The sequence below is a fragment of the Streptomyces sp. NPDC087906 genome, assembly GCF_055584925.1.
The window spans coordinates 51029-74076 of sequence record NZ_JBVJLC010000009.1; the positions used below are offsets into that span (position 1 = coordinate 51029).

The 23048-nt window shown below is 72.2% G+C and carries 22 protein-coding genes; 11 read left to right on the forward strand and 11 right to left on the reverse strand.

The window, feature by feature from the left end; all coding sequences use genetic code 11:
* Positions 1-297: 297 nt before the first annotated feature.
* Complete coding sequence (locus ACZ63I_RS24715; RefSeq protein ID WP_469341177.1) at positions 298-888, forward strand: DUF6461 domain-containing protein; 591 nt, start codon at positions 298-300, stop codon at positions 886-888.
* Positions 889-950: 62 nt separating this feature from the next.
* Here the strand turns inward: ACZ63I_RS24715 and ACZ63I_RS24720 are convergent, their stop codons facing one another.
* On the reverse strand, positions 951-1865 hold the full coding sequence (locus tag ACZ63I_RS24720) for a TIGR03620 family F420-dependent LLM class oxidoreductase (protein ID WP_469341178.1): 915 nt from the start codon (positions 1863-1865) through the stop codon (positions 951-953).
* A gap of 127 nt (positions 1866-1992) precedes the next feature.
* Between ACZ63I_RS24720 and ACZ63I_RS24725 the strand changes: the two genes are divergently transcribed.
* The 3 genes from ACZ63I_RS24725 to ACZ63I_RS24735 all read left to right on the forward strand — a co-directional run bounded on the left by ACZ63I_RS24725 (position 1993) and on the right by ACZ63I_RS24735 (position 5361).
* Positions 1993-3363: a glycosyltransferase family 4 protein gene (locus ACZ63I_RS24725; protein WP_469341179.1), complete on the forward strand. Its 1371-nt coding sequence runs from the start codon at positions 1993-1995 to the stop codon at positions 3361-3363.
* A 160-nt stretch (positions 3364-3523) separates the two neighbouring features.
* Positions 3524-4258 (forward strand): class I SAM-dependent methyltransferase, encoded by a 735-nt coding sequence (locus ACZ63I_RS24730; RefSeq protein WP_469341180.1) that lies wholly within the window; start codon positions 3524-3526, stop codon positions 4256-4258.
* Positions 4255-5361 (forward strand): prenyltransferase, encoded by a 1107-nt coding sequence (locus ACZ63I_RS24735; RefSeq protein ID WP_469341181.1) that lies wholly within the window; start codon positions 4255-4257, stop codon positions 5359-5361. The genes ACZ63I_RS24730 and ACZ63I_RS24735 overlap by 4 nt, the downstream gene beginning before the upstream one ends.
* An 11-nt stretch (positions 5362-5372) precedes the next feature.
* Here ACZ63I_RS24735 and ACZ63I_RS24740 read toward each other — a convergent pair whose 3' ends face one another.
* Positions 5373-5666, reverse strand: coding sequence for a hypothetical protein (locus ACZ63I_RS24740; RefSeq protein ID WP_469341182.1), 294 nt, complete (start codon positions 5664-5666; stop codon positions 5373-5375).
* Between the two features lie 74 nt (positions 5667-5740).
* Here ACZ63I_RS24740 and ACZ63I_RS24745 point away from each other — a divergent pair, with 74 nt between their 5' ends.
* Positions 5741-6553 (forward strand): maleylpyruvate isomerase family mycothiol-dependent enzyme, encoded by an 813-nt coding sequence (locus ACZ63I_RS24745; RefSeq protein ID WP_469341183.1) that lies wholly within the window; start codon positions 5741-5743, stop codon positions 6551-6553.
* A 110-nt stretch (positions 6554-6663) separates the two neighbouring features.
* Here ACZ63I_RS24745 and ACZ63I_RS24750 read toward each other — a convergent pair whose 3' ends face one another.
* The 4 genes from ACZ63I_RS24750 to ACZ63I_RS24765 form a co-directional block, all read right to left on the reverse strand.
* On the reverse strand, positions 6664-7539 hold the full coding sequence (locus ACZ63I_RS24750; RefSeq protein WP_469341184.1) for a hypothetical protein: 876 nt from the start codon (positions 7537-7539) through the stop codon (positions 6664-6666).
* Positions 7540-7718: 179 nt separating this feature from the next.
* A complete protein-coding gene (locus tag ACZ63I_RS24755; protein WP_469341185.1) occupies positions 7719-8645 on the reverse strand; it encodes an N-acetylmuramoyl-L-alanine amidase in 927 nt (308 codons plus the stop codon).
* A 101-nt stretch (positions 8646-8746) separates the two neighbouring features.
* Positions 8747-9394, reverse strand: a complete 648-nt coding sequence (locus ACZ63I_RS24760) for a class I SAM-dependent methyltransferase (RefSeq protein ID WP_469341186.1) — start codon at positions 9392-9394, stop codon at positions 8747-8749.
* A 160-nt stretch (positions 9395-9554) separates the two neighbouring features.
* The gene (locus tag ACZ63I_RS24765; RefSeq protein ID WP_469341187.1) at positions 9555-11333 is read right to left on the reverse strand and encodes an MFS transporter; all 1779 of its coding nucleotides are present in this window, start codon (positions 11331-11333) and stop codon (positions 9555-9557) included.
* Between the two features lie 269 nt (positions 11334-11602).
* On the opposite strand from ACZ63I_RS24765, the gene ACZ63I_RS24770 reads away from it, so the two are divergent.
* Both ACZ63I_RS24770 and ACZ63I_RS24775 read left to right on the forward strand, forming a co-directional pair.
* Positions 11603-13066 carry an MFS transporter gene (locus tag ACZ63I_RS24770; protein WP_469341188.1) on the forward strand — a complete coding sequence of 488 codons (1464 nt, stop codon included), beginning with the start codon at positions 11603-11605 and terminating at the stop codon, positions 13064-13066.
* A gap of 125 nt (positions 13067-13191) precedes the next feature.
* Positions 13192-13824 carry a response regulator gene (locus ACZ63I_RS24775; RefSeq protein WP_469341366.1) on the forward strand — a complete coding sequence of 211 codons (633 nt, stop codon included), beginning with the start codon at positions 13192-13194 and terminating at the stop codon, positions 13822-13824.
* Between the two features lie 363 nt (positions 13825-14187).
* Here ACZ63I_RS24775 and ACZ63I_RS24780 read toward each other — a convergent pair whose 3' ends face one another.
* From ACZ63I_RS24780 to ACZ63I_RS24795, 4 genes are all read right to left on the reverse strand, one after another.
* On the reverse strand, positions 14188-15357 hold the full coding sequence (locus ACZ63I_RS24780) for a sensor histidine kinase (RefSeq protein ID WP_469341189.1): 1170 nt from the start codon (positions 15355-15357) through the stop codon (positions 14188-14190).
* Positions 15354-16082, reverse strand: a complete 729-nt coding sequence (locus tag ACZ63I_RS24785; RefSeq protein WP_469341190.1) for an ABC transporter permease — start codon at positions 16080-16082, stop codon at positions 15354-15356. Before ACZ63I_RS24785 ends, ACZ63I_RS24780 begins: the two co-directional genes overlap by 4 nt.
* Complete coding sequence (locus ACZ63I_RS24790) at positions 16082-17032, reverse strand: ABC transporter ATP-binding protein (protein WP_469341191.1); 951 nt, start codon at positions 17030-17032, stop codon at positions 16082-16084. Before ACZ63I_RS24790 ends, ACZ63I_RS24785 begins: the two co-directional genes overlap by 1 nt.
* Positions 17033-17434: 402 nt before the next feature.
* Positions 17435-18625, reverse strand: coding sequence for a hypothetical protein (locus ACZ63I_RS24795; protein WP_469341192.1), 1191 nt, complete (start codon positions 18623-18625; stop codon positions 17435-17437).
* 227 nt (positions 18626-18852) lie between these two features.
* Between ACZ63I_RS24795 and ACZ63I_RS24800 the strand changes: the two genes are divergently transcribed.
* Both ACZ63I_RS24800 and ACZ63I_RS24805 read left to right on the forward strand, forming a co-directional pair.
* Complete coding sequence (locus tag ACZ63I_RS24800; RefSeq protein WP_469341193.1) at positions 18853-19884, forward strand: ABC transporter substrate-binding protein; 1032 nt, start codon at positions 18853-18855, stop codon at positions 19882-19884.
* Positions 19885-20155: 271 nt separating this feature from the next.
* Positions 20156-20992, forward strand: a complete 837-nt coding sequence (locus ACZ63I_RS24805) for a Nif3-like dinuclear metal center hexameric protein (RefSeq protein ID WP_469341194.1) — start codon at positions 20156-20158, stop codon at positions 20990-20992.
* On the opposite strand, the gene ACZ63I_RS24810 is transcribed toward ACZ63I_RS24805, so the two are convergent.
* Positions 20968-21090: a hypothetical protein gene (locus tag ACZ63I_RS24810; protein WP_469341380.1), complete on the reverse strand. Its 123-nt coding sequence runs from the start codon at positions 21088-21090 to the stop codon at positions 20968-20970. The genes ACZ63I_RS24805 and ACZ63I_RS24810 overlap by 25 nt on opposite strands.
* Between ACZ63I_RS24810 and ACZ63I_RS24815 the strand changes: the two genes are divergently transcribed.
* Together ACZ63I_RS24815 and ACZ63I_RS24820 are read left to right on the forward strand one after the other, a co-directional pair.
* Positions 21049-21732, forward strand: coding sequence for a zinc ribbon domain-containing protein (locus ACZ63I_RS24815; protein WP_469341367.1), 684 nt, complete (start codon positions 21049-21051; stop codon positions 21730-21732). The two genes, ACZ63I_RS24810 and ACZ63I_RS24815, sit on opposite strands and share 42 nt — an antisense overlap.
* A gap of 9 nt (positions 21733-21741) precedes the next feature.
* A complete protein-coding gene (locus ACZ63I_RS24820; RefSeq protein WP_469341195.1) occupies positions 21742-23037 on the forward strand; it encodes a bifunctional RNase H/acid phosphatase in 1296 nt (431 codons plus the stop codon).
* The last annotated feature ends 11 nt before the right edge of the window (positions 23038-23048 follow it).

The following is a 23048-nucleotide window of genomic DNA, read 5'->3' on the forward strand; positions in this document are numbered from 1 at the left end:
CCCGTGAACCTCGACGGTGCCGGGCCACCGGCGGATTCCGGTGGCACGAGCCGGTCATGACCGCCAACGGGGCACTCCGGCCCGCCACCGGCAAGGGCGGCTCACGGCTGCGGGTCGGCGGCCGGTTTTGCACCGGCTTTTCCCCGTACGGGCATGATGACGACCCGCCCACTGTACCGGCCGTCGCACGCGCGTCCCCTGCCGGACCGCGAGCGCGTCGCGCACGCCCGGTGCGGGGCGCGTACGGGCGGCGCAGACTGGACCGGGACGACGACGCGGTGGACCGGGGGAGCGCACATGGCCGGGGGAATCGGATGGCTCCTGGAGCCGTACGTGGTCGACTGCGTGACGTTCGCGCGCGGTATCGGCCCCGTCGATCTCGTACTGCGGCTGGGCGCGCGCGGCGGCCCGCCCGCACGGTCGGCGACGGCCGAGGAGGCGATGGATCTGCTCACGTCACCCGGCGTCGACAGCGTCGCCCGGGTCGGTACGGCGGGCGAGTGGTCGTACGCCGTCGAGTACGGGGACGCGGTCGGCTGGACCCGCGCCGGGCTGGCGGAGGCGTCGCGCGACGGGGCCGAGGCGGTGAACTTCCTGCTGACGCCGTGGCATCCGCCGTCGCTGTTCAACTACTACCGGGACGGGGTGCGGGTCTGCTCCTTCGGCATCGGCGAGGAGGCCCACCGGTGGGGACAGGACCGCGATCTGCTGCTGCCCGCGCTGTCCCGCGCCGGTGTGCTGCCCGGCCACCGCGCCCGGACGGGGGCGGACCGCGAACGCGGCCGCCGGCTCAGTGTGCTGGCCGTCGGGGAGCACTTCGGTCTCCAACTGCCCAGGGAGGACGTCGTGGAGGGCCGGCTGCCGCTGTATCTCGTACGGGAGCGCTGAGATTCGCTCGCTGAGGTTCGCGCGCTGAGATGCGCACGGGAGACTCGGGCGGCCGCGCGGACTCAGCTCCTGGCCAGGCCCAGCGTGGACGCCAGCTCGCGCCAGGCGTCCAGCGGCAGATCGGTGCGCGGGTTGTCCGAGACCACCTGGAGCGCGAGGTGGTCGGCGCCCGCTTCGAGGAATTCCGCCGCCCTGCGGGCGACCGTGCCGGCGTCGCCGAGGGCGAACACCGCGTCCAGCAGCCGGTCGCTGCCGCCGTCGCGGTAGTCGGCGTCGTCGAAGCCCATCCTGGTGAAGTTCTTGGTGTAGTTGGGCATCTTGAGATAGCCGCTCAGATACGCGCGCGCGGTGGCACGGGCGCTGTCGACGTCCGGGTCGAGCACGACCTTGAACTCCGGTGCGAGCAGCGCGTCGGGGCCGAGGACGGCGCGCGCCTTCGCGGTGTGTTCGGGGGTGACGAGATACGGGTGCGCGCCTGCCGCGCGGTCCCGGGACAGCTCCAGCATCTTCGGGCCGAGCGCGGCCAGGACGCGCGCGCCCGCCGGTACGGGGGCGGGGGCCGCGTCGAGCGCGGTCAGATACTCGCGCATCGCCGAGTACGGCCGGGCGTACCGCTCGGTGAGCAGGCTGTGGCTCACCCCGATGCCCAGCAGGAAGCGGCCCGGATGCGCCCGCTCCACGACGGCGCGGTCCGCCGCGACGTCCGCCGCCTCGTGGTCCCAGATGGACAGGATGCCCGTCGCGACGACGATCGTGGACGTGGCGTCCAGCAGCGGCGCCGCCTGCGTCACGGCCGGACTGCCGCCGATCCACAGCGCGCCGTAGCCGAGCGCCTCCAGCTCGGCCGAGGCGGCGGCGACCGCCTCGTCGTGCGCGGGGTCGCCGTTGCCGGTGCGCAGCGCGCTGCTCCAGACACCGATCCGGCCGAGGGCGGTGCGGTCAGTGCTCCTGGCATCACTCGTGGCATCAGTACTCATGCAGTCGCCAACAACGGATTGGATCTTGTTATTCCGTGGCACGAATCACCTGCTCGGGAGGTTCGTGCGAGGCTACCTGCCGGTAGATTCAGAGGCTGCCGACGATCAGGGAGACAGGGGGCCGAGAGTGACCGCTGAGGCCATAGCGGCGGACACCGGTGCGGGGGCCCGCGAGAAGGCGGGGGCACGCGAGAGCGCGGGGGCCCGCGCGGTACCCGGCGGCGCGGACGGGCGGCCGTTGCGCATCGCCCTCCTCAGCTACAAGGGGAATCCGTTCTGCGGAGGCCAGGGCGTCTACGTCCGGCATCTCTCGCGCGAGCTGGCGCGGCTCGGACACAGCGTCGAGGTGATCGGCGCCCAGCCCTATCCCGTGCTCGACGACGGCGTACGCCTCACCGAACTGCCCAGCCTCGACCTCTACCGGCACCCCGATCCGTTCCGGACGCCGCGGCCCGGAGAGTACCGCGACTGGATCGACTCGCTGGAGGTCGCCACGATGTGGACGGGCGGCTTTCCCGAACCGCTGACCTTCTCGCTCCGGGCGAGGCGCCATCTGGCCGCCCGCGCGGGGGAGTTCGACGTCGTGCACGACAACCAGACGCTCGGCTACGGTCTGCTGGGCGAGCTGGGCGCGCCCCTGGTCACCACCATCCACCACCCGATCACCGTCGACCGGCAGCTCGACCTGGCGGCGGCGCCCAACTGGCGGCGGCGCGCCTCCGTCCGGCGCTGGTACGGCTTCACCCGGATGCAGAAGCGGGTCGCGCGCAGGATGCCGTCCGTGCTGACCGTGTCCGGCACCTCGAAACAGGAGATCACCGAACACCTCGGAGTGCGGCCCGACCGGATCGAGGTCGTCCATATCGGCGCCGACACCGAGCTGTTCTCGCCCGATCCCGCCGTGCCCGAGATCCCCGGCCGGATCGTGACCACCTCCAGCGCCGACGTACCGCTGAAGGGGCTCGTCCATCTCGTGGAGGCCCTGGCAAAGCTCCGCGCCGACCATCCGCGGGCGCATCTCGTCGTCGTCGGGAAGCGCGCGGAGGACGGCCCGGTGGCGCAGGCCATCGAGCGCTACGGGCTCGGCGGCGCCGTCGAGTTCGTCAAGGGCATCTCCGACGCCGAACTCGTCGACCTGGTACGCGGGGCGCAGGCCGCCTGCGTACCGTCCCTGTACGAGGGGTTCTCGCTGCCCGCAGCCGAGGCCATGGCCACCGGCACCCCGCTGGTCGCCACCACCGGCGGCGCCATCCCCGAAGTCGCCGGCCGCGACGGTGAGACGTGTCTCGCCGTACCGCCCGGCGATCCGGCGGCGCTGGCCGCGGCGCTCGGCCTGCTGCTCGGCGACGCGCGGCTGCGCGCCCGGCTCGGCGCCGCGGGGCGCGAGCGGGTGCTGTCCCGGTTCACCTGGGCCAGAGCCGCGCAGGGTACGGCCGAGCTGTACCGCGCTGCGATCGACCGGCAGGGGCGTACGGCGCTCCCGCGCGGCGCCGGCTGACCCGCGACCGGCGCAGGGCGCCGCCGGCGGTTTCCGCCGGCGGCGGCGAGGCTCCGGCCGCCGCCCCGTGCGCCCGTACCGGCGACCCCGCGCCCTCCGTAAACTTTCCCGCCATGAGCCGCCGTTCCACCGACCGTTCCGACCGCGAAAGCAGGACCCTGTGCTGACCGTGGACTTCACCCGCTTCCCGCTGGCCGCGGGCGACCGCGTACTCGACCTGGGCTGCGGCGCCGGCCGGCACGCCTTCGAGTGCTACCGGCGCGGCGCCCAGGTGGTGGCGCTGGACCGCGACGGCGAGGAGATCCGCGAGGTGGCGAACTGGTTCGCCGCGATGAAGGAGGAGGGGGAGGCGCCCGCGGGTGCCACCGCCACCGCCATGGAGGGCGACGCGCTCAACTTGCCTTTCCCCGACGAGTCGTTCGACGTCGTCATCATCTCCGAGGTGATGGAGCACATCCCCGACGACAAGGCCGTGCTCGCCGAGATGGTCCGGGTGCTGCGGCCCGGCGGCCGGATCGCGGTGACCGTGCCGCGCTACGGCCCGGAGAAGGTGTGCTGGGCGCTGTCCGACGCGTACCACGAGGTCGAGGGCGGCCATATCCGTATCTACAAGGCCGACCAACTGCTGGGCAGGATGCGGGAAGCCGGGCTCAAGCCGTACGGCAGCCACCACGCGCACGCGCTGCACGCGCCGTACTGGTGGCTCAAGTGCGCGTTCGGCGTGGACAACGACCGTGCGCTGCCCGTCCGGGCGTACCACAAGCTGCTGGTCTGGGACATCATGAAGAAGCCCTTCGCGACGAGGGCGGCCGAACAGCTCCTCAACCCGGTCCTGGGCAAGAGCTTCGTGGCCTACGCGACGAAGCCGCACCTGCCGGCCGTGGCCGCCAAGTGACCTTCTCCGGGCCGGGACCCGGCCGTACGGAACATCTCGTGCTGCCCGGCGTGCTCACCGCCGAGCAGGCCGCGCTGACCGTCGCCGGCATCCTCGCCGTCCAGCGCCCCGACGGCGCGATCCCGTGGTTCCGCGGGCACCATCTCGACCCCTGGGACCATGTCGAGGCCGCGATGGCGCTGGACGCCGCGGGTGAACACGAGGCGGCTGCCGCCGCGTACGCGTGGCTGGCCCGCGCGCAGAACGAGGACGGGTCCTGGTACGCGTCGTACCGGGACTCCTACACCGACGGCGAGGCCAGCGTCCCCGACGACCTGGACCGCGAGACCAACTTCTGCGCCTACGCGGCCGTCGGCGTCTGGCACCACTATCTCGCCACCGGCGACGACGGGTTCCTCGACGCGATGTGGCCCGTCGTGCACGCCGCGATCGAATTCGTCCTGGCACTGCAGCAGCCGGGCGGCCAGATCGGCTGGAAGCGTAAGGCGGCGGGCGAGCCCGTCAACGACGCTCTGCTGACCGGAAGTTCATCCGTCTACCAGGCGCTGCGCTGCGCTCTCGCCATCGCCGAGGAACGCGAAGAGCCGCAGCCGGACTGGGAGTTGGCGGCCGGTGCGCTCGGCCATGCGATCCGCAGCCACCCGGAGCGGTTCCTGGACAAGGGCCACTACTCGATGGACTGGTACTACCCGGTCCTCGGCGGCGCGTTGACCGGCGAGCGGGCGACGGCCCGGCTGGCGGCGGGCTGGGAGCGGTTCGTGGTCCCCGGGCTCGGGGTGCGCTGCGTGCTGCCCAACCCGTGGGTGACCGGCGGCGAGAGCTGTGAACTCGCCCTGGCGCTCTGGGTGATGGGGGAGTCCGACCGGGCCCTGGAGATCCTGCAGTCGGTCCAGCATCTGCGCGCTGACGGCGGGATGTACTGGACGGGCTACGTCTTCGAGGGCAACCGGGCCTTCTGGCCGCAGGAGTTGACGACCTGGACGGCGGGTTCCCTGCTGTTGGCGGTGGCCGCGCTCGGGGGGGACGAGGCGACCACCGCCGTGTTCAGCGGCGAACGACTGCCGCGGGGACTGGAGCCGGACTGCTGCCGGCCGGACCGGTGAAAGACTGGGGATCAGTAACGGCGCAGCCGGTTGGCCAGGCCGTGCCCGATGAAGAGGTACACGACGGCGGCGAGGCCGTAACCGCAGACAACGCGGGCCCATGCCTCGTCGAAGGTGAACAGGTCGTAGGACCAGCCGGCCAGCCAGCGGGCCGCGTCCTGGATGAAGTCCACCAGGTCGTTGGCGCGGTTGGCGTCCAGCAGGTACATGAGGATCCACAGGCCCAGGATGAAGGCCATGATGTCCGCGATGATGACGATGATCGTTGCCGCGGAGCCGCTTCCACTGCGAGTACGTGAGGACATGCCGACCGTGTTGCCGTTTGTGCGCGCGTGAAACTCTTTGGCGTGGGCTTGGTGAAAAGCTTACAGTGCGGCGCATGAAAGCGATGAGTTTCGACCGGTATTGCGCCGAAATCGTACGCCAGACCGATCAGTTGCGCGCCCTGCTCGACGGCGCCGAGCTGACGGCGACCGTACCGAGCTGCCCCGACTGGACGCTGGGGGAACTGGCCCGGCACGTCGGCGGCGCACACCGCTGGGCCGCCGAACTCGTCCGCACCCGGGCGCGCGACGACATCCCCGAGGAGGCCGTGCCGGACCACGCGGGCCCCGGCGACGGCGAACCTGCGGCGCTGGACGCGTGGCTCGCGGACGGCGCGGGGCTGCTCGCCGCCGAGCTGCGCGCCGCGGGTTCCGGCGCCGAGGTGTGGAGTTGGGGCTGGGAGCGCACCGCTGACTTCTGGGCGCGCCGGATGACACACGAGACGGTGGTCCACCGGGCGGACGCGGCACTCGCCGTACGCGTACCGGACGGGCGCGAGCCGTACGAGGTCGAGCCCGCCGTCGCCGCCGACGCGATCGACGAGTGGCTGCGCATCGTGGAGTTCGCCGCCGCCGACGGTGACGCCGAGGCGCTGGAGCTGCGCGGCGCGGGACGCAGCATCCATCTGCATGCCACGGACCCGCCGGAGGTGCTCGGCGGCGTCGAGGCCGAGTGGCTCGTCGAGTTCACCGACGACGGCTTCAACTGGCGCCGCGGGCACGGGAAGGCGACGGTGGCGCTGCGCGGCGGACTCACCGATCTGCTGCTGGTCTTCTACCGGCGGCTGCCCGCGGACAGCGACCGGGTGGCGCTGCTGGGGGACGCGCGACTGCTCGACTTCTGGCTGGAGCGGGCGAGTTTCGGCTGACCGGCGCCGAAACCCGGCCCGACGAGGGAGCGGATACGGCAGTGGCCCCCGCCGTCCTGGCGGGGGCCACTGCCGTACCTGTCGCGACCTGTCACCACAGGCCGTGCTGATCAGCCGCGCTGAATGCCCGTGGTGTCCTGCAGCACGCCACGACGGCCGTCCTGCGTCTGGGCCACCAGGCCTTGACCGCGCTGCTCGACTGCCAAGTACCAGGTACCCGGGGCGAGTTCGGCGATCGGGGACGGCGAGCCGTCCTCCCCGTACAGCGGACGGGCGACCGGCACCGCGAACCAGAACGGTGCGAACTCCCCGCCCTGCGCTGCGCCACTCTGCGCGGAGCCGCCCTGCGGGGCCGCCTGCGGGGCGCCCTGCTGCGGCTGCCCGCCGAACGACTGCGGCTGGCCGGACTGCGGCTGCCCGGGAGCGCCGCCGCCGAACTGCGGCTGGCCCGGCTGCGCGCCGTACGGCTGCTGGCCGCCGCCCGGGTAGCCGTAGCCCTGCCCGGCACCGCCGGGGCCACCGGGCTGGACACCGTACGGAGGCTGCTGAGTCGGCGGCTTCGGGGCGCCCACGAGGGCGACCTTCAGGGCCGGCACGAGCGGCGTCGCGACCGCGGCGGCGGCGAGGATCAGCGCGGCGATGAAGCCGAGGATCAGGCCGCTGCCCGCGTCGAGGCCGTCGAGGCCGAGCAGGCTCCACAGCGCCGTCCAGGCCGCGAAGATGGACAGCGCGACACCGAACTGGCCGAGGTCGAGCCCCACGATGACGCGCGGCGCCGGCAGCGCGTGCGAGACGACGATCAGCGCCGCCGCGATGACTCCGGCCAGATAGATGCTCATCACGATGCCCAGTGAGTCCCAGGCGTTCGGAGAGTCGATGGACCCGAGGCCGCTGGAGCTGTACAGAGAGAGGAACGAGGCGATGAACAGCAACACCGCTGCTCCGATCACCACGCCGTCGCCTCTAGAGAGGGAGCGGATGTTCACGTGAAAAGTCCTTCGTCAGTCGTCTCGTCGGGGCGGTCGTCGCTGCCGCGGGTACGGCGGTGCGGGGTGCGAAGCTCGGGGGCGGCTCCCTATCGTACGGATGAATGTATCGCCTGCCCGATCGCCCCGTCTGCCCGGTATCCGCCCTCGGTCCGACTCCTTTTCCCGTTTGCTTTCCGTTACTTCGCCAGAAAGCCGCTGACGCCTTCGGCGAGACCCTGGGCGGCTTTCTGCCGCCAGGCCGCGCTCTTCACCAGCGCCGCGTCCTTCGCGTCACGCATGTTGCCGCATTCGACCATGACCTTGGGGACGGTTGACAGGGTCAGTCCGCCGAGGTCCTTGCGCACGTCCAACCCCGTTCCCTCGCCGATGTAGTTGGAGGGCTTGGTTCCGGTTGCGTCTGCGAACGTGCCGACGATCAGTTCGCCCAGCGCGCGGGACGGCGCGACGATCGCTGAGGTATCCGCGCCACCCCCCTTGACCAGGGCGGGAAGGATGACGTGGAAGCCGCGGTCGCCCTCGGGAGCGCCGTCGGCGTGGATGGAGAGAGCCGCGTCCGCCCTCGCCTTGTTGCCGATCTCGGCGCGCTCGTCCACGCACGGGCCCCACGGGCGGTCGTCGTCCTGCGTGAACAGCACCGTGGCGCCCTGCTTCTCCAGCAACGCCCTGACGCGGTGCGCCACATCGAGGGTGAACCGGGCTTCCGCGTAACCGTCGTTGGTCGAAGTGCCGGTGGTGTCGCACTCCTTGGTGCTGTTGCCGTACTTCACCGGCTTGTCGATCTCGGCGGTGTGCTCGGCGTTGCGCGGATTGTGACCGGGGTCGATGACGACGAGCTTCCCTGCGAGCGGCTTCGCCGGGTCGCGGTCGCCCGGGGAGTCGTCGTCCCGACCGCGACCGCCGGACGGTGAGGAGGAGGGGGACGAGCCGCCGCCGGCGCCGTGCGGGGACATCGCGGCCGGCGGCCCGCCGCTGTCGGATCCGTCGGTGCCCCGCCAGACCAGCCACCCGGCCAGGCCGCCCGCCACGAGCGCGGCGAGTGTGACGGTGACGGTGGACCGGGTGAGGGGCCGGCGTGCGGGCGCTTGGCTTTCGTCGTACGACACCCGGCGATGCTAGTGCCCCGCCCCGCACACTCCGCCCCTCTTCCCGGCTCCGGTGCCGCGCGTCACACGTGTGCGTCACACCGGCGCGTCACGCGTGCACGTCACACGCCGGGCCCGGTGCGGCGCAGCACGCGCAGCGAGTCCGTGGCGGAGACCTCGGTGAAGGCGCCGGAGGCCAGCGCGCGGCGGTAGATGCCGTACGGGGGCCGGCCGCCGTCGGCCGGGTCGGGGAACACGTCGTGGATCACCAGCAGACCGCCGTCGGCCAGCAGCGGCGCCCAGCCCTCGTAGTCGCCGTTCGCATGCTCTTCCGTGTGCCCGCCGTCGATGAAGACCAGCCCGAGCGGACCGCCCCACACCGCGGCGACCTGCGGGGAGCGGCCGACGACTGCGATCACGTACTCCTCGAGACCCGCCGCGCGCAGGGTGCGGCGGAAGGTGGGGAGCGTGTCCAGCACACCGGCCTCCGGGTCGACCAGCGCCGGGTCGTGGTACTCCCAGCCGGGCTGCTGCTCCTCGCTGCCCCGGTGGTGGTCGACGGTGACGGCGACCGTACCCGCGCCCCGGGCGGCGTCGGCGAGCAGCAGGGTCGAGCGCCCGCAGTACGTGCCGACTTCGAGGAGCGGCAGCCCGAGCGCCGCCGCATCGGCCGCCGCCGCGTACAGGGCGAGCCCTTCGTGGGACGGCATGAACCCCTTGGCCGCCTCGAAGGCGTCGAGCGTCCCCGGTGCGGGCGCGGGCGCGGCCATGCGTTCTCCTCTTGATTCTTGATCTGGGTACGGACGTGGTGATCGCGGTACGGGCGTGGCCGCCCATCGTGCCAAGCCGCCCCCGGCGCGACGGCGCCGGGGGCGGAGGTGGAGGCGGGAGGTGGTGGCGGAGGTGCGGACGCTGCTGTGTTCCGTACGGTCAGGTCGTGACCGCGCCGCTGCGCTCGCCCGCCGCCTGCGGCAGCACCAGGTCGACCTCGACGGCGACGCCGTCACCCGCGTACGACACCGGGTGCGCGTGCGGCGCGTGGCCGGTCGCGGAACCCGCCAGTACGTACGCGCCGCCGGACGGCGGGAGCAGGGTGTAGCGGCCGTCGTCGCCCGCGACCGTGAGCCCGGCCTGCCGGCCGTGCCGGTCGATGAGCGTCACGTTGGCCCGCGCGACGGGCTCGCCGTCGACCGTCAGCACCCGGCCGCGGAAGCCGCCGGACCCGGCGACCAGCGTCAAGGACAGCGCGCCCTCGTCGGCGCCGCCCGTGACGGCCTTCGGTCCCGCCGGCCGCTGCGACGGCAGGAACGCGGCGAGCGCGAGACCGCCGAGCACGGCGCCGGTGGCGATCATGAACGAGATGCGGAAGCCGCTCATCGTCGGTACGGCGAACCCGCCGACCTGGACCGAGGTCTTCGCGAGGACCATGCCGATGACCGCGCTCGACACGGACGTACCGATCGACCGCATCAGCGTGTTCAGGCCGGTGGCGGCGCCGGTCTCGGACGGATCGACGGCGCCGATGATCAGGGCGGGCAGCGAGGAGTACGCCAGGCCGATGCCGGCACCGATGACGACCGAGATGACGATGGTCTGCCAGGCGGCGCCCATCAGGCCGATGCCGGCGCCGTACCCGATCGCTATGACGACCATGCCGATCATCAGCGAGACCTTGGGGCCGCGCCGGGCCGCGATCTTGGCGTAGAGCGGGGCCGTGAGCATCATCGTCAGGCCGAGCGGCGCCACGCACAGACCCGCGACGACCATCGACTGGCCCAGGCCGTAGCCGTTGGACTTGGGGAGCTGGAGGAGCTGCGGCAGGACCAGCGAGATCGCGTAGAAGGCGACCCCGACCATGATCGAGGCGAGGTTGGTGAGCAGCACCTCGCGCCGGGCGGTGGTGCGCAGATCGACCAGCGGCGCCGAGCTGCGCAGCTCCATGACGCCCCACAGGAGCAGGACGGCGACGGCGACGCCGAACAGGCCGAGCGTGGTGCCCGAACCCCAGCCCCAGTCGCTGCCCTTGGTGATGGGCAGCAGCAGGGCGACGAGTCCTGCGGAGAGCCCGATCGCGCCGCGCCAGTCGAAGGTGCCGACGGCGCGTACGGTGGACTCGGGTACGACGAGGACGGTGAGCAGCATCGACAGCACGCCGAGCCCGGCCGAGGCGAAGAACAGCGCGTGCCAGTCGGCGTTCTGCGCGATCAGCGCGGCGACGGGCAGGGCGAGTCCGCCGCCCACGCCGATGGACGAACTCATCAGCGCCATCGCCGAGCCGAGCTTCTCGCGCGGCAGCTCGTCCCGCATGATGCCGATGCCGAGCGGGATCGCGCCCATCGCGAAGCCCTGGAGCGCCCTGCCGACGATCATCGTCAGCAGGTCGTCGGTGAAGCCGCAGATGAGCGAGCCGACCACCATGACGGCGAGGCTGGCGAGCAGCATCCGCCGCTTGCCGAAGAGGTCGCCGAGCCGCCCCATGATCGGGGTGGATATCGCGCCCGCGAGCAGGGTGGCGGTCATCACCCAGGTCGCGTTGGACGGTGATGTCCGCAGCAGGGCGGGCAGGTCCTTGATGACCGGTACGAGCAGGGTCTGCATCACGGCGACCGTGATGCCCGCGAAGGCGAGGACGGGTACGACTCCGGCGGTTCTGCGCTCCCGTGGATCCGGGAGTGCCCCGGAGGGCTGTTCGGTCGTCGTCAGCGGCATACGTGCGCCCTCCGGGCAGGAAGAAATCAGGACAGAACGGTCGAATGCTCATCAAAAGAGCCCAGGGCGGGCCCCGTTGACCGCCGATGGATGTCATGTGAACGCTTTCTCGTCGGCGGGCTATTCCGGCTCGCGGCACTCGGTCGGCATCGGTTCGTAACGAGTGAATATCGGTCGGACACGGTCACACGTGGACCCGGTCGTAGGACCGGGGACCCGCTGCCGCTCCGCCGGAAAACCGATGTATGGACCGCGCACCGGCTGCGACCATGACACGCATGGTCAGAGCCGCAGCAGGAACCGGAACCGATTCGATACCCGGCCCTCCAGCCGGCCCCGCGTCCACCGGGGCACGCCACGGGCGCACCTGGGCGGTGGTCCTCGCCGCCTGCGCCGGACAGTTCCTCGTCGTCCTCGACGTGTCCGTGGTGAATGTCGCCCTGCCGTCGATGCGCGCGGACCTCGGGATGTCCGCCCTCGGACTCCAGTGGGTGCTCAACGCCTACTCGATCGCCTTCGCCGGCTTCATGCTGCTCGGCGGGCGCGCGGCGGACCTCTTCGGCCGCAAGAGGATGTTCCTCGTCGGACTCGCGGTCTTCACCTTCGCCTCCCTCGCCGGCGGTCTCGCCCAGGCGGACTGGCAACTGCTCGCCGCCCGCGCCGTGCAGGGCCTCGGCGCCGCCGTGCTCGCCCCCGCCACGCTGACGATCCTCACCTCTGCCGTACCGCCGGGGCCCGCGAGGACCCGCGCGATCGGCACCTGGGCGGCGGTCGGCGCGGGCGGCGGCGCGGCGGGCGGGCTCGTCGGCGGGGTCCTCACGGATCTGCTGTCCTGGCGCTGGGTGCTGCTGATCAATGTGCCGATCGGGCTGCTCGTCATCGCGGGCGCCGCCGTGTGGGTCAGCGAGAGCAGGAACGACCGGCGGCGCCGACTCGACCTGCCGGGCGCCCTGTTGGCCACGGTCGGGCTCGCCGTCCTCGCGTACGGCATCGTCTCGACGGAGGAGAAGGGCTGGGGCGCAGCCGCGACGCTGGTGCCGCTGATCGGCGGACTGCTGCTGCTCGGCGCGTTCGTCGCCGTCGAGGCGCGTACGGCCTCGCCGCTCGTACCGCTCAAGGTGTTCAGGAGCCGGGCGGTCTCGGCGGCCAACGCGGGGATGTTCGTGTCGGGCGCGACCTCGTTCGCCGTGTGGTTCTTCATGACGGTCTACGCCCAGAACGTGCTGCACTACTCGCCGTTGAAGGCCGGGCTCGCGCTCGTGCCCAGCTCGCTGAGCATCGTCGTCGGCTCGAAACTGGCGCCCCGGCTGATGCCGAGGGTCGGTGCCCGCAACCTCTCGGTGCTCGGCACGCTGATCGCGGTGGCCGGGTTCTGGTGGCAGTCGATGATGACCGCCGACGGTACGTTCGTGACGTCGCTCCTCGGCCCCGGCATCCTCATGATGACCGGCCTCGGCCTCGCCTCCACCCCGCTCGCCGCCCTCGCCACGTCGGGCGCGGCGCCCGGCGACGCGGGCCTGGTCTCCGGGCTGATCAACACCTCCCGGACGATGGGCGGCGCGCTCGGCCTCGCCGTACTCTCCACGGCCGCCGCGGCCCGTACGGCGGGCGGCACGGACCCCGAGGCGCTGACGGCCGGCTACGCGCTGTCGTTCCGCATCGGCTGTCTGACCCTGGTCTTCGCCGCGCTGCTGATGCTCGTGTGGCTGCCGCACCGGCGCGCCGAGACATGACCTCGGCCGCTGCCCGGTCGACGCTGCCCGGTCGACGCTGCCCGATCGGCGCTGCCCGATCGACGCCGCCCGATCGGCGCCGGTCGGCCGGGCTCGCGGCCTACTCTTTGCCCGTGGACAACGAGATGCCGCAGGACCACAGGCCGGCCGCTTCGGTACGCGTCCTGCTCGCCGAGGACCAGGGCATGATGCGGGGCGCGCTCGCGCTGCTGCTCGGTATGGAGGCGGACATCGAGGTGGTCGCGCAGGTGGCGACCGGCGACGCCATCGTGGGTGCGGCGCTCAGCTCGCGGCCCGATGTGGCTCTGCTCGACATCGAACTGCCCGGCCTCAGCGGTCTCGACGCGGCAGCGCTGCTGCGCGACGAGGTGCCGGACTGCCGGGTGCTGATCCTGACGACGTTCGGCAGGCCCGGCTATCTGCGCCGGGCCATGGAGGCGGGGGCCGCCGGGTTCCTCGTCAAGGACGGCCCGGTGGAGGAACTGGCGGCGGCGATCCGGCGGGTGCTCGCGGGTGAGACGGTCATCGACCCGGCGCTCGCGGCAGCCGCGCTGAGCGCGGGACCCAGTCCGCTGACGGCGCGTGAGCGGGATGTGCTGAACGCGTCCGTGGACGGCGCGACGGTCGCGGACATCGCGGCGAAGCTGCACCTGTCCGAGTCGACCGTACGCAACTACCTGTCGTCCGCGATCGGCAAGACCGGCACCCGCAACCGCATGGAGGCCGTACGCGCGGCCCGCCGCCAGGGCTGGCTGTAACGCGTCGGTACGAGGGGATCGCCTGCCGCGGGGACGCCGTTCGCGACGCGCGGAGGACACGCACCCCGGCCCTCGCCCGGCCCGCATGCTCGCGGCGTTGCTGGGCTCGTACACGTACGTCCAGTACGAGGACGACCCGCGGCCTCGCGATCGCACGCGCCAGCCGCCGCAAGCCAGCCGGGATCCGCCGGACAGGCCCTGGTGCGCCTCCCGGCACCCTTTGCCCTGTCACGGGGTCCGGCACGCACGCTCGCCGCCTGGCCGAAAGCCCAAGTAGCTCCGCTACAAGCGCGCTCCCGGCCGCCTCGCGACCACACCCACCGGCGCCCGCTCCCTCGCGGGCACACCCTGCCGGTCACGGCACTACCCGCCCCCGGGCAGCGGCAAGCGCGCCGTCAGGCGGAAGCCGTCTCCTGTCGCGCCCGCCTCCAGTGAGCCGCCCGCCGCCGCCAGGCGTTCCGTCAGGCCCTTCAGGCCGTTGCCGGGCGGTGAGTCGACCAGGTCGGGGTGGGCTCCTATGCCGTTGTCGGTCACGGTCAGGGCGGCCCGTTCCGCCGAGTTGTCCACCACGATCTCGCAGCGCGTCGCCCCGCTGTGCCGTACGACGTTGGTGACGGCTTCCCGTACCACCCAGCCGAACAGCGCCTCCGTCTGCGGGTCCAGCGGGCGCCCCGACTGCCGTACGACCGGCTCGACGCCGGCGCCGCTGAGCGCCGAGCGGGCGCGGTCCAGGTCGCCCGCGAGGCTGCCCTCGCGGTAGCCGGTGACGGCCTCGCGGATCTCGGTCAGCGCCTGCCTGCCGACCGACTCGATGTCGCTGATCTGGCCCAGCGCCGAGTCCAACTGGCGCGGTGCCAGCCTGCGCGCCGCCTCCGCCTTCACCACGATCACGGAGAGCGTGTGGCCGAGCAGGTCGTGCAGGTCGCGGGAGAACCGCAGCCGCTCACGCTCCACCGCCGAGCGCGCCAACTCCTGGCGGGTCGCGCCCAGTTCGACCACCGTCTCGGCCAGCGTGAGGATCACGGCCGTGACCATCGTGGACAGGAACGTGCCGTACGCGACGGTCACCGCGTCCCAGCCCTCCTGGTACCCGCCGATCGTCCCCGCCGACACACTCAGCGCGAGCCCCACCGCCCCCACGGCCCGGCCGCGCAGCACACTGCCGCACGCCAGACCCAGCAGCGGGAAGAACAGCAGCCAGCTTCCGCCGTACCCGATGCCGAGGCCGAAGGTCACAGCGCCCATCGCGACCAGCGCCCAGCGGGTGGCCGCGCTGTCCCGTGCCCTCGGTACGAAAGCGCGGAACACCACAGCCACGTACAGCGAGTTGAAGACGAGCAGGCCGACGGCGCCGATCCACGGGTTGGGCGTCTTGCCCTGGACGAGGTTGGAGAACGCGCCGAGCAGCATCAGCAGCCACGGCAGCAGGGCGTACCCGCTGGGCGGCCCCGGCCGGCGCTCGCCTTCCTCGGCGCAGGCGGCGGAGCGCCTGAAGGGCAGTGCCAGCAGCCGGGTCCTCAGTGCGGGTGTCATACCGTCCTCCCTGACCTGCGGTAGGAGACAACAGCGTACGAACCGAACAGCGTCAGCCAGCCCAGCATTACCACGACGGTGAGCAGTCCGGGAGCGTTGCCCGCCGTCGTCGACCAGCCCAGATCAGCGAACCGGTTGGCGGGGGTGAAGCGGGCGACCGAGCGCAGCCAGCCGGGGAACAGCTCCAGCGGGAACCACAGCCCGCCGATGACGGAGAAGCCCATCAGCGTGGCGACATTGACCACGCCCGTGGTCTGGGCGGTGAGCCGGTAGCCGTTGCCGATGCCGAGCAGGGTGAACGGCAGCGCGCCCGCCCACAGCACCACGACCAGCACCGGCCACTGCCACGCGGCCATCCGTACGCCGTTCACCAGCGCACCGGCCAGCAGTACGGCGCACAGCGCGGGCAGGACCGTCACGGATCCGGTGACCGCCCGGCCGAGCACCACCTGGCGCGGCAGCATCGGTGTGACGCGCAACTGGCGCAGCCAGCCGAGGGACTTGTCCTCGGCGATACCGGTGCCGGTGCTGACGGCGGCGCCGAGCGCCCCGTACGCCGCCATGCCGACCATGGAGGCCGTGCGCCACTCGGCGGAGTCGGGGCCGCTGCTCGCGCCGATGTTGGTGAACAGCAGATACATCAGGACGGGCATCCCCGCGCCGAAGACGAGGAACCCGGGATCGCGCAGCGCCCGCCGGACCTCCAGCTTGACGTACTGGAACATCACGCCATCTCCTTCGCGAGGTAAGGGCCTTGGGCCTCGGTCTGCCGGTGTCCGCCGGTCAGGGCCAGGAACGCGTCCTCCAGCGTCGCCGGAGTCACTTCCAGCCGGTGGATGCGCTGCGCCGCCGCGAGTGCGACGACGGTCGCGTCCGAGTCGTCCGTACGGAGCCTGGCCCGGTCGCCGCGCACCTCGACCGAGACCACACCGGGCAGCAGGGCGAGCCCTTCCGAGCCGCGCCCCCGCAGGTCGAAGCTGACGAGATGGCCGCCGACCGTCGCCTTGACGCGGTCGCCCGCGCCGTCGGCGACGATCCGGCCGTGGTCGATGACGACGATCCGGTCCGCGTACTCGTCGGCCTCCTCCAGATAATGCGTCGAGAACAGCACGGTGTTGCCGCGCCGCGCGTACGCCCGCATGGACGCCCAGAAGGCGCGCCTGGCCTCCACGTCGAGCGCGGCGGTCGGCTCGTCGAGTACGAGCAGTTCCGGCGCTCCGGCCAGCGCGACCGCGAACCTGACCCGCTGGAGCTGGCCGCCGGAGAGCTTGTCGACGCGCCGGTCGCCGAGTTCGCCGAGACCCGCGAGCGCCAGTGCCTCGGGGACCGGCAGCGGGGCGGGGAAGGTGCTCGCCACGAACGCGACCAACTCCCTTACCGTCACCCGCCTGATGGGCCGGCCGTCCTGGAGCATCGCGCCGACCCGGCCCGCGGCCACGGCACGCGACGGCGGGCCGCCGAAGAGCCGCACCGTCCCGGTGTCCGGCTCGTCGAGACCGAGCAGCAGCCCGATGGCGGTCGACTTGCCCGCGCCGTTGCGGCCGAGCAGGGCCACGGTCTCGCCGCGCGGAATGCTCAGATCGGCGGCCACGACGGCGCGTACGGCGCCGAACGACTTGCCGACCCCGGTGAAACACACCGCCGTCGCGGCGGCTGGTTCTGCTGTCTGCGTCATACCGACGACGCTACGGAGCGGGGCGGCCCCTGCGGCAGATGCGCATGTACGGACCCGGGCAGTACAAATGTCACAAGGGGCCGCCACCGGCGGCCCCTTGTGATCCTCGCAGTGGTCCTTCTGCTGTGATCCCTCTGCTGTGATCCCTCTGCTGTACGGTCCGCCGGTCAGGCGGCCTTGGTCTGTTCTCCGTGGCGTCGGTGCCTGCCGTAGGCCGGAGACGTCGAGTCCTCCGTCGATGCGGCACCCCCGCGGTGCTTTCCGTAGCCTCCGGCTTCGTCCCTGGCGGCGTCCGCGGTCTGCGGACGGTCCTGAGCCGTGTCGGTTCGGGCCTCAGACATGTCGTGAAGTCACTCCGTCGTACTGTCGCTGTCGTGGTCGCCTTCGCTGCGCCAAACCACCCTATCCAGCCGTTCCACGGCCGGTGAGAGGTGCCTGCGGACCGGTGAGCGGCGCCTGTTGAAGGGGAACCGGTCTGCACAACACAGGAGTCTGCGGAGCGCCGGACGGTTCCAGCCCCGACGGATCGTTTTGCGCGGTCCCGTCCGGGAGCGGGGTGTCCGCCGGGGCGGCGAGCCGCGCCACCCCGCACGGCACCGCGCTCGTCGCGTACGGCAGACGCAGCTCACCGTCCCGCGTCCACAGCCCGGAGCCGGCCAGCCACCCCTCCGGCGCGGGCAGTTGATGCAACTGGCGGCCGGCGGGGCGCCACACACCGAGCCAACTGCCCCCGGCCACGCCGTCAGCGCCGTCCTGCGCGATGTCGATCCGCAGCGCGACCGCGCAGTTCTCGGGCATCAGCATCTGCCCCGGCTGCACCGCGAACGGCGTGACCACGCAGTCGGCGGGGCGCAGGCATTCGGGGAAGCGCACCGGCCGCCTGCTGCCGAGCACCCCCCAGCCGATCCTGCCGTGCCCCGGCGCGTCGGAACAGATCAGCAGCAGCCCGCTGTCGGGGTCGGCGAGCAGCAGCCGGTCGTTGCTCTCCTCCGTGATCTGGAGCAACGGCATTACCTCACCGCCGCGTTCGAGATCGACGGCGACGGCCTTGACGACCCCGTCCAACTCCCGGTCCACCGCGAGCATCCGCCCCGTACGGTCCAGCCAGCCGCCGCCCGAGCAGCGGCCCGGCACCTCGGCGACCAGCTCGGGCCCGAAGGCGCCGCCCGCCACCAGCCAGACAGCGGTGGACCGTTGGCCGGGCGCGAGGGCGTACGCGCTCCGGCCGTCGGGCGCGGGCGGCAGCAGCGTCAGCTCCGCGCACTCGACAGCGCCGACGGGCAGCTCGCCCGTGCCGCGGCCCGCCGGGTAGAGCAGCGAGAGCCCGAACCGGTCGGCGATCCTGCGGACGATGAGCACCCGCCCGTCGGACAGCGGCAGCACCTGGGTGCCGGGCTCCTCCGGCTGGTCGAGCGGGAGCGGTACGGCGTAGGGCTCATGGCCGTCGAGCGTCCACCGCTCGGGGAACCAGGCATCGCTGTCCGGCGTCGCGCGCGTCAGCCGCGCCGCGTACGTACCGTCCGCCGTGATCGCGAATCCGGTGTGCCGCACAGCGCCGCCCGCCGCGGCCGTCCCCATGGCGCGGACCGTCATTCGGTGTCACCTCCGGCCATGAAAGTAGTTTTCGTACTTCCAGCCGAACAACATGAGAGCCCCCACTTCACACATAAGAGTGTCACTGAGGTGATTCGCCGGGAATGGCGGGGGTGGTTGTGCTGGTCAGCGCGGCGGTGGTTTAGGTTAGGTACGCCTAAGTAGGTACGACCGAGTCGGTATCCCCGCGTGGGCATGTCGACGGAACAGAGCTGGAGCGAGTACCCATGTCCATACGACGCCGCTGCGCCGTCACCGCGGTCGCCCTCTCGGCGGCCCTTTCCCTCGCGGCCTGCGGCGGTGGCTCCGACAGCGGTTCCGCCTCGTCGGACACGGCCGCCAAGAAGGCCGACGTCGCCACCGGCGGCAAGGACTTCGGCGACGCCGCCGAGAAGACGGCGGCCTTCGGCACCGACGCCGAGCCCGGCCAGTTCCCCCGCACGCTCACGCACGCCATGGGCAAGACCGTCGAGAAGAAGCGCCCCGAGCGGGTCGTCGTCCTCGACGTGGGCGAGTTCGACAACGTTGTCTCGCTGGGCGTCAAGCCCGTCGGCTACGCCCCCACCGAGGGCGACGAGGGCATCCCCAGCTATCTGAAGAAGGACGCGGGCACCCCGGAGAACGTCGGCACGATCAACAACCTCAACCTTGAGGCGATCGCCAAGCTCAAGCCCGACCTGATCCTCGGCAGCCAGCTCCGCGCGGCGGACAAGTACAAGGAACTGGCCCAGATCGCTCCGACGGTCTTCTCCATCAGGCCCGGCTTCACCTGGAAGCAGAACTACCTCCTGAACGCCAAGGCGCTGGACCGGCTCGACCAGGCAGAGGCGAAGCTCGCCACGTACGAGGAGAAGGCCAAGGCGCTCGGCACGGCCGTCGGACCGGACAAGCCGACGATCTCCATGGTCCGCTACATGCCGGGCAAGCTGCGCCTCTACGGCCAGGACTCGTTCATCGGCACGATCCTTGAGGACGCCGGCCTGCCCAGGCCGCAGAACCAGCAGATCGACGACCTGGCCGTGGAGATCAGCCCCGAGAAGATCGACGAGGCGGACGCCGACTGGATCTTCACGGGCGTGTACGGCGACGCGAAGAAGACCGACCGCGACACCGCGCGCGGCAACCCGCTGTGGAAGAACCTGACGGCGGTCAAGGGCGGCAGGGCCAAGGACGTCAAGGACGAGACGTGGTACCTCGGGCTCGGTGTGACGGCGGCGTACCAGGTGCTGGACGACCTGAACGGCTACCTCGCGAAGTAGGCGCGGGTACGGGGCGGGCGCCTGCGGCCCGGTCCGTGGCGCCGTGCTCGTAACGCGTGCCCGTGCCAACCGGGCAACGGCGGGACCGTACGGCGGCGCCGCACCCCGGCGACGGCGTGTCGCGGGACCTCACGCGGTGTACCCCGGGACCTCACGCGGTGTGCCGCCGGATCTCACGCGGTGTGCCGCCGGATCTCACGCGGTGTGCCGCCGGAAAAGCGGCTGCCCAAGCCATGGGCGACGGGGTACGCGGGACAGGTAGCCTTTCCCCGTGCCCCGTCTGTCCGAAGTCCTCGCCGCGCTCGACGCCCTCTGGCCGCCCGAGCGGGCCGAACAGTGGGATGCCGTCGGCACGGTCTGCGGCGATCCCGACGCCACCGTCACCCGCGTCCTGCTCGCCGTCGACCCGGTGCACGACATCGCCGAGGAGGCCGTGAAACTCGGCGCCGAGCTGATCGTCACCCACCACCCGCTCTATCTGCGCGGGACGACGACGGTCGCCGCCGACACCTTCAAGGGCCGGGTCGTCCACACACTGATCAAGAACGACATCGCCCTGCACGTCGCGCACACCAACGCCGACAGCGCCGATCCCGGAGTCTCCGACGCCCTCGCCGGCGCGCTCGACCTGCGGATCGTACGGCCGCTCGTGCCCGACCCCACCGACCCGGCGGGACGGCGCGGCCTCGGCCGGATCTGCGAGCTGGACCGCCCCGCCGCCCTCCGCGACTTCGCCGCGCGCGTCGCGCACCGGCTGCCGGCCACCGCGCAGGGCATCCGCGTGGCGGGCGACCCGGCCGCCCTCATCCGTACGGTCGCCGTCAGCGGCGGCTCGGGCGACAGCCTGTTCGACGAGGTCAGGGCGGCGGGCGTGGACGCCTTCGTCACCGCCGACCTGCGCCACCACCCGGTCTCCGAAGCCACCCAGCACAGCGCGCTCGCGCTGATCGACGCCGCGCACTGGGCCACCGAATGGCCCTGGTGCGAGCAGGCCGCCGCCCAGCTCGACGAGATTTCCGACCGCCATGGCTGGGACCTGCGGGTCCACGTCTCGAAGACGGTCACCGACCCCTGGTCCTCCCATCACTCTTCAGGAGCCCCCAACTGAACGCCGCGCCCGCCGACCAGATCCGACTCCTCGACGTCCAGGCCCTCGACGTACGACTGTCGCAGCTCGACCACAAGCGAGACTCGCTGCCCGAGCACGCCGAGATCGAATCGCTCACCGCCGACCTCGCCCAGTTGCGCAGCCTCCTCGTTGCGGCGCAGACCGAGGAGAGCGACACCGCCCGCGAACAGACCAAGGCCGAGCAGGACGTCGACCAGGTCCGCCAGCGCGCCGCACGCGACCAGCAGCGCCTCGACTCCGGCGCCGTCTCCTCGCCCAAGGACCTGGAGAGCATCCAGCGCGAGATCGTCTCGCTCGCCAAGCGCCAGGGTGATCTGGAGGACGTCGTCCTTGAGGTCATGGAGCGCCGCGAGTCCGCGCAGGAGCGGGTCGCCGAGCTGACCGAGCGCGTCTCCTCCGTGCAGACGAAGAACGACGACGCCGCCGTACGGCGCGACGCGTCCACCAAGGACCTCGACGCCGAGATCGCCTCCGTCACCAAGGAGCGCGAGGTCGTCGCCGGGTCCGTACCGGCCGATCTGCTGAAGCTGTACGAGAAGCTGCGCACCCAGCACGGCGGGGTGGGCGCGGCCCGGCTCTTCCGGCGCAAGTGCGAGGGCTGCCAGCTTGAGCTGAACATCACCGAGGTCAACGAGGTCAAGGCGGCGAGCCCGGACACCGTCCTGCGGTGCGAGAACTGCCGCCGCATCCTCGTCCGCACCTCCGACTCGGGCCTGTAGGCGGTAGCGATGCCCAGGCAGACCCCGAAGTTCGTGGTGGAGGCGGACGGCGGCTCCCGTGGCAACCCGGGCCCTGCGGGCTACGGTTCGGTCGTCCTCGACCCGAAGACCGGCGAGGCGCTGGCCGAGGCCGCCGAGTACATCGGCGTCGCCACCAACAACGTCGCCGAGTACAAGGGCCTGATCGCCGGGCTCAAAGCGGCGAAGGCGCTGGACCCCGCGGCCGTCGTGCATGTCCGGATGGACTCCAAACTCGTCGTCGAGCAGATGTCGGGACGCTGGAAGATCAAGCACCCGGACATGAAGCCGCTGGCGGCTGAGGCAGCCCGGATCTTCCCGACCGGGCAGGTCAGTTACGAGTGGATCCCGCGCGAGAAGAACAAGCACGCGGACCGGCTGGCCAACGAGGCGATGGACGCGGGCAAGAAGGGCAAGCAGTGGGAGCAGTCCGCCTCCACCGCCGAACTGGACGCGCGCGCTGCCCGTACGGCCGCGGTGACCCAGGCGCAGGTTCCCGGTGACGCGGCGGCCGGTGCGGCGAAGGCGCGGGCGGCGCTGGCGGGGCGAGGCGCGGCGGTGACAGGGCACGTCCAGACGGGCCTTGACTTCGCTTCCGACACCGCCGCCGCCTCGGACGAGAGCGAAGAGGCCCCGGCCGTCGGCTGGGGCGCCGCCGATCTCGGGACGCCCGCCACCTTCGTCCTGCTGCGGCACGGCGAGACGCACCTCACCCCCGACAAGCGGTTCTCGGGCAGCGGCGGCACCGACCCCGAGCTGTCGGCGGTCGGCCGCCGCCAGGCCGAGGCGGCAGCCGCCGCCTTCGCGGCGCGCGGCACGATCCAGGACATCGTGTCGTCGCCGCTCAGGCGCTGCCGCGAGACGGCGGAAGCCGTGGCGGCCCGGCTCGGACTCGACGTCCGGATCGAAGAAGGGCTGCGCGAGGCGGACTTCGGCGCCTGGGAAGGGCTGAGCTTCGCCGAGGTGCGCGACCGGTACCCCGACGACCTGACGGCCTGGCTCGGCTCGACCTCCGTCGCACCGACGGGCGGCGGCGAGAGCTTCGACACGGTCGGCCGCCGGGTCGAGGCGGCCCGCGACCGGCTGCTGGAGCGGTACCAGGGCCGTACGGTGCTGGTCGTCACGCATGTCACCCCGGTGAAGACGCTGGTACGACTGGCGCTGGGCGCACCGCCCGAGTCGCTGTTCCGGATGGAACTCTCGGCGGCCTCGGTGTCGGTCGTGGCGCACTACACGGACGGCAACGCGTCGCTGCGGCTGCTGAACGACACGTCGCACCTGCGCTGAGGCGCAGGCGT